Raw genomic sequence first — 9,164 nt, 5'->3', positions numbered from 1 at the left:
GGGTGCGGGCCCTCGGCCCAAGAGCTCGCGCTCAGTGGTTACCGCTCAGCGTGCTGCGGTTCAGCTCTGGCCGCCGGCCAGCTTCTCGCGCAGCGCGGCCAGCGCCTCGTCCGAGGCCAGGGCGCCGGAGTTGTCGCCTCCCTCGGAGGAGTAGGAGCCGCCGCCACCGGACGCGGCCGGAGCCGCACCCGCGGTGTCCTCGCCCTCGGCAGCAGCCTTCTCGTCCGCCTCGCGGGACTTGATGACCTGCGCCTGGTGCTGCTCGAAGCGGCTCTGCGCCTCGGCGTACTGGGTCTCCCACGCCTCGCGCTGGGTCTCGTAGCCCTCGAGCCAGTCGTTGGTCTCGGGGTCGAAGCCCTCGGGGTAGATGTAGTTGCCCTGGTCGTCGTAGGACGCGGCCATGCCGTACAGGGTCGGGTCGAACTCGACCGCCGACGGGTCGGCACCGAAGGCCTCGTTGGCCTGCTTCAGCGAGAGGCTGATGCGGCGGCGCTCGAGGTCGATGTCGATGACCTTGACGAAGATCTCGTCGTTGACCTGGACGACCTGCTCCGGGATCTCCACGTGGCGCTCGGCCAGCTCGGAGATGTGGACCAGACCCTCGATGCCCTCGTCCACGCGGACGAACGCACCGAACGGAACCAGCTTCGTGACCTTGCCGGGCACGACCTGGCCGATCTGGTGGGTGCGGGCGAACTGCTGCCACGGGTCTTCCTGGGTCGCCTTCAGCGACAGGGAGACACGCTCGCGGTCCATGTCGACGTCGAGGACCTCGACGGTGACTTCCTGACCGACCTCGACGACCTCGGAGGGGTGGTCGATGTGCTTCCAGGACAGCTCGGACACGTGCACCAGGCCGTCGACGCCACCCAGGTCCACGAAGGCACCGAAGTTGACGATCGAGGAGACGACGCCGGAACGCACCTGACCCTTCTGGAGGGTGGTGAGGAACGTCTGGCGGACCTCGGACTGGGTCTGCTCCAGCCAGGCACGGCGGGACAGGACCACGTTGTTGCGGTTCTTGTCCAGCTCGATGATCTTCGCCTCGAGCTCCTTGCCCACGTAGGGCTGGAGGTCGCGGACGCGGCGCATCTCGACCAGGGAGGCCGGGAGGAAGCCGCGGAGGCCGATGTCGAGGATGAGGCCACCCTTGACGACCTCGATGACGGTACCGGTGACGATGCCGTCCTCTTCCTTGATCTTCTCGATGGTGCCCCAGGCGCGCTCGTACTGGGCGCGCTTCTTCGAGAGGATCAGGCGGCCTTCCTTGTCCTCCTTCTGGAGAACAAGGGCTTCGATCTCGTCACCGACGGCGACGACCTCGTTGGGGTCGACGTCGTGCTTGATCGAGAGTTCGCGGCTCGGGATGACACCTTCGGTCTTGTAACCGATGTCGAGCAGGACCTCGTCCCGGTCGACCTTCACGATGACGCCGTCGACGATGTCGCCGTCGTTGAAGTACTTGATCGTCTCGTCGATCGCGGCGAGGAAGGCTTCCTCGTTACCGATGTCGTTGACCGCAACCTGCGGGGTGGTGGCGGTGGTCTCGGTGCTGCTCGTCATGTGGGAAAGGGCTCCGGTACGGACAGTGAGTCGTAGGTACTGCTACGCCGGAGCCCGTTTCGCTCTGCAGAAGCCGGACAGCCTGTGAAGCGCCGTTCCAGACACCGGGTGCCCGGTGGCGCCTCGACAACCGAGGGGACATACAACAGATGCGAGCGCAGCCTGCTACGTCTGAGGTGCGCAGGCTCGCAGCGCAACTTGTAGCATACGGGTGCAGCCGGGCAGGGTCAATGCGCGAAGCCCCCCACCCGGGGCGGATCGCCGCATAACCGGCACAATTCCCCCGTTCGGGGGTAGAGCCGCACGTCAGATGCCACCTTGAGGCCACGCGGAAACCCGCCTTTGCAGGACACCGCGCTCCTGCGGCGACAGCCGGGGCGACTGGACGGAAGAGTACGACGATGGAGCCGATCATCCAAGAGCCCGAAGGCCCCGAACCCGAGGCGACCCGACGGGACGCCGGCATCACCGAGAGCGCCCGCGCCAACCGGGGCTGGTGGGACCGCAACGCGGACGAGTACCAGGTCGAGCACGGCACGTTCCTCGGCGACGACCGCTTCGTGTGGTGCCCCGAGGGCCTGGACGAGGTGGAGGCCGAGCTGCTCGGCCCGCCGGAGGAGCTGAAGGACCGCGCCGTCCTGGAGCTCGGCGCCGGCGCGGCCCAGTGTTCGCGCTGGCTGGCCGCGCAGGGCGCGCGCCCGGTGGCCCTGGACATCTCGCACCGGCAGCTGCAGCACGCGCTGCGCATCGGGGGCGCGTTCCCGCTGGTGTGCGCGGACGCGGGCGTGCTGCCTTTCGCGGACGGTTCCTTCGACCTGGCCTGCTCGGCGTACGGGGCGCTGCCCTTCGTCGCCGACCCGCGGCTCGTACTGCGCGAGGTGCACCGGGTGCTGCGGCCCGGCGGCCGGTTCGTCTTCTCCGTCACGCATCCCATCCGTTGGGCGTTCCCGGACGAGCCCGGTCCGGAGGGGCTGAGCGTCTCCGGGTCGTACTTCGACCGCACGCCCTATGTGGAGGAGGACGAGCAGGGCCGCGCGGTGTACGTCGAGCACCACAGGACACTGGGCGACCGGGTCCGCGACGTCGCCGCCTCGGGCTTCCGGCTGGTGGACCTGGTGGAGCCCCAGTGGCCGGAGTGGAACAGCTCGGAATGGGGCGGCTGGTCCCCGCTGCGCGGCCGTCTGATCCCGGGAACGGCGATCTTCGTGTGCGTACGGGACTGAGTGCGTGATCCGTTACGACGCCCTGGACGCCCTCCCCGTACGCGAGGCGCTCCCCTCGCTGGCCGACGCCCTTCAAGAGCGCGGCACCGCCGTCCTCGTCGCGCCGCCCGGCACCGGAAAGACGACCCTGGTGCCGCTGGTGCTGGCGGGACTGACCGGCGACGGTCCCGCGCGGCGGGTCGTGGTCGCCGAGCCGCGGCGGATCGCGGCGCGCGCGGCGGCCCGGCGGATGGCCTGGCTGCTGGGCGAGAAGCCCGGCGAGTCGGTCGGCTTCACGGTGCGCGGGGAGCGGGTGACCGGCCGGCACACGCGCGTGGAGGTCGTCACGACCGGCGTGCTCCTTCAGCGGCTGCAACGCGATCAGGAGCTGACCGGTGTGGACGTCGTGGTCCTCGACGAGTGCCACGAGCGGCATCTGGACGCGGACACGGCCGCGGCGTTCCTGTGGGACGTGCGCGAGACGTTGCGTCCGGAGCTGCGTCTGGTGGCCGCGTCGGCGACGACCGACGCGGCGGGCTGGGCACGACTGCTGGGCGACGCGCCCGTCGTCGAGGCGCGCGGCACGGCGCACCCGGTGGAGGTGGTGTGGGCACCGCCCACGCGTCCGGTGCGGCCGTCGCACGGTATGCGGGTCGACCCGGCGCTGCTGACGCATGTGGCGTCGGTGGTGCGGCGGACGCTGGCCGAGCGGGACGGGGACGTCCTGGTGTTCCTGCCGGGCGTGGGCGAGATCGCCCGGGTCGCCGCGCAGTTGGGGACGCTCCCGGACGTCGAGGTACTCCAGGTGCACGGGCGGGCGCCGGCCGCCGTGCAGGACGCGGTGCTGGCGCCCGGACAGCGGCGCCGGGTGGTGCTGGCGACCTCGGTGGCGGAGTCGTCGCTGACGGTGCCGGGGGTGCGGGTGGTCGTGGACGCGGGCCTCGCGCGTGAGCCCCGCGTCGACCACGCGCGCGGGCTGAGCGCTCTGACGACGGTACGGGCCTCGCAGGCGGCGGGCCGGCAGCGGGCGGGACGTGCCGGGCGTGAGGCGCCGGGTGCGGTGTACCGGTGCTGGGCACAGGCGGAGGACGCCCGGCTGCCGCGGTTCCCCTCCCCCGAGATCAAGGTGGCCGACCTGACGGCGTTCGCACTCCAGGCGGCCTGCTGGGGCGATCCGGACGCTTCCGGGCTCGCCCTGCTCGATCCGCCCCCGGCCGGGGCGATGGCGGCGGCCCGGGCCGTCCTGACCGCGATCGGGGCCGTCGGCGCCGACGGGCGGGCCACGGAGCGGGGCACCCGGCTCGCCCGGCTGGGCCTGCACCCCCGGCTCGGGCGTGCCCTGCTGGACGCGGCGGCGGCCGTGGGCCCCGCACTCGCCGCCGAGGTGGTCGCGCTGATCGGCGAGGAGGCGCCGCGGAGCTACGGGGACGATCTCGCCGGCGCGTTGCGCACCGCGCGGCGCGGGGACGACGCCTACGCACAGCGGTGGCGCACCGAGGTGCGCCGGCTGCGCGCGCTCGCCCAGGACGTCTCCGCGCAGGGCTCCTCACGGGGCTCCTCGCAGACGGGCGGCGGCCTGCCGCGCGTGGACGAGGTGGACGCACGGGTGGGGCTGGTGGCCGCGCTCGCGTTCCCCGAGCGGATCGCCCGCGCGGACGGCGGTTCGTATCTGATGGTGTCCGGGACGCGGGCCGAGACCGGGGCGGGCACCGGGCTGCGCGGCGCGCCCTGGATCGCGGTCGCCGCGGCCGACCGGCCCGTGGGGCGGGGACACGCGCGTGTGCAGCTCGGCGCGGTCGTCGACGAGGGCACCGCGCGGTGGGCGGCCGGCGCCCTGCTGGAGACGCGCGAGGAGGTGCACTGGGCCGACGGGGACGTCGTCGCCCGGCGGGTCGAGCGGCTGGGGGCCGTCGAGCTGGCCGTACGACCCCGTGCCGACGCGGAGCCCGCGCTCGTACGGGCCGCGCTGCTGGACGGGTTTCGGCGGGAGGGGTTCGGGCTGCTGCGGTGGCCGGCCGGGGCGGCCGTGCTGCGACAGCGGCTCGCGTTCGTGCACCGACAGGCCGGCGAACCCTGGCCCGACGTCTCCGACGACGCGCTGCACGCGCGCGTACAGGAGTGGCTGGAGCCGGAGCTGAGCCGCGCCCGGCGCCGGGCCGACCTGGCCCGGATCGACGCCGGGCAGGCCCTCCGCCGGTTGCTGCCGTGGGCGTCCGGGGAGGCTGCCCGCCTGGACGAACTCGCCCCCGAGCGGATCACCGTGCCCAGCGGGTCCGCGATCCGGATCGACTACTCCGACCCCGGACAGCCGGTGCTCGCGGTGAAACTCCAGGAGATGTTCGGGCTCCAGGAGTCGCCGCGGGTGGCCGGGGTGCCCCTGCTGGTGCATCTGCTGTCCCCGGCCGGCCGGCCCGCCGCCGTCACCGCCGACCTCGCCTCCTTCTGGAAGGACGGCTACAAGGGCGTACGGGCCGAGCTGCGCGGCCGTTATCCCCGGCATCCGTGGCCCGAGGACCCCGCTGCGGCCGAGCCGACCCGGCGCACCAACGCGCGGCTCGGGCGGTGATCTGTTCCCGCTCCGCCGCCGGGGCGGGGCCGGATCGCGCGGAGCGGCGGCCACGGGCCTCCAGGTGCAGCGCCAGGCCCAGCAGGACGACGGCGCACGCGGGCGGCGAGCCCCGCGGCGACGAGGGCGACGAGGGCGACGAGGGCGACGAGGGCGACGAGAACGCGCATACGGACCTCCGGCGGACGGCACAGTGGGGCAGGCTCGGTCCCGTGACTCCACTCGAACCGATGGGGCGTCAGATCGTGTGGGGGTCGGTGCCGTAGCACCGGGCGGGCGAGAGGGGAACACGTCACGCACACGGGAGGGCGCCCCCTGCGTCAGCCGACGGAGGGGGCGCCCTGTGTCCGCGCGGGGTGCGGGGCGCGCGCGGCTACGCGCCGGCGGTGGGACCGGGGGGCGGGGTCTCGGCCGCGGCCACGGTGAGTTCGACCGTGAGGGTGGCGCCGCCCGCGGTGGTGATGCGGAGCAGGAAGGTGCCGGTGGTGTCGTCCGCGTACAGCTGGGGCAGCTTCAGCCGGCCGTCCGCGTCCGTCTGAAGGCCGCTCAGGGTGCGTACGGCCTTGTCGTCGGCGTCCTTGAAGTAGGGGCCCTTGTCGTTGGTGGTCGGATCGTCGGCCGATGTGATCAACGTGGCGGTGGCGGCGACCTTGCCGGCGGCGGTGCCGTCGTGAGTGGCCCGCACCTCGACGCGGTGGGCGAACTCGCCGCCCGGCGTGCAGGTCAGCGCCTCGTCATCAGTGCGGACGACGGTGTCGGCGACGCGCTCGGTGACGGTGGCCCGGTAGTCGAGGCCCGGCACCACGCGGCCGACGACGGTGGCGCGGACGGTGACGTCGCCGGTTTCCTCACCTGCCTGGAGTGCGGGCGCGACGGCGACACCGGAGCTGTTGGTGAGGACGGTGGCCACGCTCTCGCCGCCGGTGAAGGTGGTGTCGGTGTCGCCGATGACGGTGAAGCGGATCCGCACCTTCCCGACGGACCTGCCCTCGTCCGTCTCCGCGCGGGTGCTGATCCGCTCGGTGAACGCCTCACCCGCCGTCGCGGTGAGCTTGCCGGTGCCGGCGTTCTCCAGGTGGTCCACCCTGTCGGTGGGCGTGGGGGTGGTGGGCGGCGGGGTCGTCGACGGCGGCGGGGTCGTGGCCGGCGGCGGGGTCGTGGCCGGCGGCGGGGTCGTGGCCGGCGGGCTCGTGGACGGCGGGCTGCTCGGTGCGCCGGGCGAGGCCGGCGGCTTGGTGCTGCCGCTGCCCTGCTTGCCGGGCGCGGTGCCGGGCTTCGACGGCCGCGTGGCCGGGGCGGACGGGCTGGTGCCCGGCGTCGACGGGGCGGGGCTCGTGGCGCGGTCGTCGCTGCGGTTGTCGGGCACGGTGCCGGTGCCGTCCGGGATCTCGTGCGTGCCCTTACGGTAGTACTCCAGCCACGACAGGACGGTGTTCAGGTACTCCGTCGAGTTGTTGTAGCTGAGGATCGCCTTGTCGAGGTCCGCCCGGTCGGACAGGTCCCAGCCGAAGCGGCACAGGTAGTGGCCGGCCGCCAGCGCGGCGTCGTAGATGTTGTTGGGGTCCTCGCGGCCGTCGTCGTTGCCGTCGCGGCCGGCCCACGCCCAGGTGGACGGGATGAACTGCATGGGGCCGACGGCGTTGTCGTAGGCGCTGTTGCCGTCGTACTCGCCGTCGTCGGTGTCCTTGATGAGTGCGAAGCCGTTGCCGTCGAGCTGCGGGCCGATGATCGGGGAGGTTGTGGTGCCGTCGGCGTCCACGCGTCCGCCGCGGGCCTGGCCGGACTCCACCTTGCCGATGGCGGCCAGCAGTTGCCAGGGCAGGTTGCAGGCGGGCTTGGACTCGCGCAGCGCGGCTTCGGCCTTCTTGTAGGCGTCGAGGACGGTCGCGGGTATGCCCGCCTCGGCGGCGCCCCCCGTGACCGGGTCGGAGCTCGCGGACGGCGAGGGGTTGGGGCTGTTCAGCGGCGGCAGGTCCGTATAGTACGGCGAGTTGCCGGTCGCGCCGGGGTCGTCGGTGCTCTCCTCGGGCTCCGAGGCAGCGCCCGAGGAGGTCCGGCCGTCCTGACCGCCGATCGCCACACCCGGAGCCTGGGACGCGGACAGGGCCGCCACCGCGGCCGCCGCCACGGCGGTGGTTGCCGCCCCCTTGCGCAGCCTCCTGCCGAAATGCGCCGCCATAGAGTGAACCCCTCCCCGTGGACGCCGGAGCATCCGTCAATGTCTGTCACGCTCGCCTGTTGTGACGATCAGTCGCAACCATCAGTTGCACCGATCCGTTGTAACGATCTGTTGTGGCGATGCCGCCCCACCGGTCGTACCGGCACGGCAGTTCCCGCGACCCTACGACACCATCCTTTGCTCGGACACCCGTTCATGCCCGGTATTCACCGGTTGGCCACAGTCTTTCCCTCATCGGTCATGGACGGCCGCGTCGCGCATACTGGGGCGCGCCAAGCACCCGGACCGCCGGACCGGGTCAACTACCCTCCCAAGGAGCCGGGTTGCCTTTCACACTGAGCCATGCGGTGGCGGTCCTGCCCGCCGTACGCATCGACGGGACCGGCCGGGGGCCGCTGGTGCCGGCCGTACTCGTGGCGGGCAGTCTCGCTCCGGACCTGACCTACTACGCGGCCGGTGTCCTGTCCGGGGCGATGGAGTTCGGGGACTTCACGCACTCGTTCCCGGGCGTTCTCACCGTCGATGTGTGCATCGCCTGGGCGCTGGTGGGTCTCTGGCTCCTGGTCCGCGAACCACTCGTCGCGCTGCTGCCTCGGTCCCGGCAGGGGCGGACGGCCGCCCTGCTGCGGTGCGGCACGCCCCGCACGCGCGTGCGCGCCTCCTTGGTGGCGCGCTGGTACGTCTCGGCCGTACTCGGTGCGCTGACGCACGTGGTCTGGGACGAGTTCACGCACCTCGACCGGTGGGGGATGCGGGTCTTCCCCGTCCTGGGACAGGAGATCGCGGGCTCACCGCTGTACTGGTACCTGCAGTACGGCGGGTCGGCGGTGGCCGCGGTGGTGATCACCGTGTTCCTGGCGCGGGCGCTGCGCCGGGCGACGCCCCGCCCGGGGCCGGCGGGAGTCCCGGCGCTGTCCACGGCCGACCGGTGTGCGGCCGCCGCGCTGCTCGGCGGCTGCGCGTTGGCGGGGGCCGTGCAGCGGGCCTCACGCTGGTGGGACTACTGGGGTGCGACCGCAAAGCCCTGGGAGCTGATCCCCACGGTGTGTTTCGGGGCGGGCGCCGGGCTCGTCCTCGCACTGCCGGTGTACGCCGTGGCGGTCAGGGCGTGGCGTCCGGCCCCGGCCCCGGCGGATCCCGGGGAGGCGGAGACGCGGCGGCCGAGCCGTACGGCCGCACGCTGAGGGTCTCGCCGGCCGCCACGAACACGGTGACGGTACGGACCGGCCGGGGCCGGGGCAGCAGGGTGAGGGCGAGCGTCAGACAATCGCGGACCAGCTCGGCCCACAACCGCCACGCAGGCGGCTCGCCGACGCCGGGGCCCGGGAGTCCGGGCTCTTCGAAACGGCCGGGACGCCGGGGACCGTCGGCGATGCGGCGGCCGAGGTCCGCGGTGGCACGGCGCAGCGCGCCGGCGAGGGGGACGGGGGTACGGGCGGTACTCGCGTCGGCCGCGAAGACCGGCACCGGCGGCAGCGCCTCGAGGGTGGGTCCGTCGGCGGCGGCCTGCGGGGATGCCGCTCTGCGGTGAAGCATGCGTATACCCATGCCCCGCATCCTGGCGCCGCGTCCACCCGGCGGCTTGCCCGCACGGTCCACGCGGGTGAAGCGCCCTCCGGGGGGCGGGCGCGGGCAGGGGGGCGGGCGCGGGCAG

6 protein-coding genes are annotated in these 9,164 nt (G+C 73.4%); 3 read left to right on the top strand and 3 right to left on the bottom strand.

The genetic code is table 11. From position 1 onward, the window contains the following. Positions 1-60: 60 nt before the first annotated feature. Positions 61-1,563: a 30S ribosomal protein S1 gene (rpsA, locus tag ACFP2V_RS11835; protein ID WP_381209659.1), complete on the bottom strand. Its 1,503-nt coding sequence runs from the start codon at positions 1,561-1,563 to the stop codon at positions 61-63. 401 nt (positions 1,564-1,964) lie between these two features. Here rpsA and ACFP2V_RS11830 point away from each other — a divergent pair, with 401 nt between their 5' ends. Both ACFP2V_RS11830 and hrpB read left to right on the top strand, forming a co-directional pair. Continuing rightward, positions 1,965-2,786, top strand: a complete 822-nt coding sequence (locus ACFP2V_RS11830; protein ID WP_381209656.1) for a class I SAM-dependent methyltransferase — start codon at positions 1,965-1,967, stop codon at positions 2,784-2,786. A gap of 4 nt (positions 2,787-2,790) precedes the next feature. Further along, complete coding sequence (gene hrpB / locus ACFP2V_RS11825; protein ID WP_381209653.1) at positions 2,791-5,331, top strand: ATP-dependent helicase HrpB; 2,541 nt, start codon at positions 2,791-2,793, stop codon at positions 5,329-5,331. A gap of 373 nt (positions 5,332-5,704) precedes the next feature. Here hrpB and ACFP2V_RS11820 read toward each other — a convergent pair whose 3' ends face one another. Then, positions 5,705-7,510: a lytic transglycosylase domain-containing protein gene (locus ACFP2V_RS11820; protein ID WP_381209650.1), complete on the bottom strand. Its 1,806-nt coding sequence runs from the start codon at positions 7,508-7,510 to the stop codon at positions 5,705-5,707. Positions 7,511-7,833: 323 nt separating this feature from the next. Here ACFP2V_RS11820 and ACFP2V_RS11815 point away from each other — a divergent pair, with 323 nt between their 5' ends. Continuing rightward, positions 7,834-8,694 carry a DUF4184 family protein gene (locus ACFP2V_RS11815; protein ID WP_381209647.1) on the top strand — a complete coding sequence of 287 codons (861 nt, stop codon included), beginning with the start codon at positions 7,834-7,836 and terminating at the stop codon, positions 8,692-8,694. Here the strand turns inward: ACFP2V_RS11815 and ACFP2V_RS11810 are convergent. Continuing rightward, positions 8,612-9,058, bottom strand: a complete 447-nt coding sequence (locus ACFP2V_RS11810; protein ID WP_381209645.1) for a hypothetical protein — start codon at positions 9,056-9,058, stop codon at positions 8,612-8,614. The genes ACFP2V_RS11815 and ACFP2V_RS11810 overlap by 83 nt on opposite strands. Positions 9,059-9,164 lie beyond the last annotated feature (106 nt).

This window comes from Streptomyces incanus (assembly GCF_042656345.1).
GTDB classification, from domain to species: domain Bacteria; phylum Actinomycetota; class Actinomycetes; order Streptomycetales; family Streptomycetaceae; genus Streptomyces; species Streptomyces incanus.
Note: the sequence above shows the minus strand (reverse complement) of the source record. Positions and strands in the feature narration are given on the sequence as shown.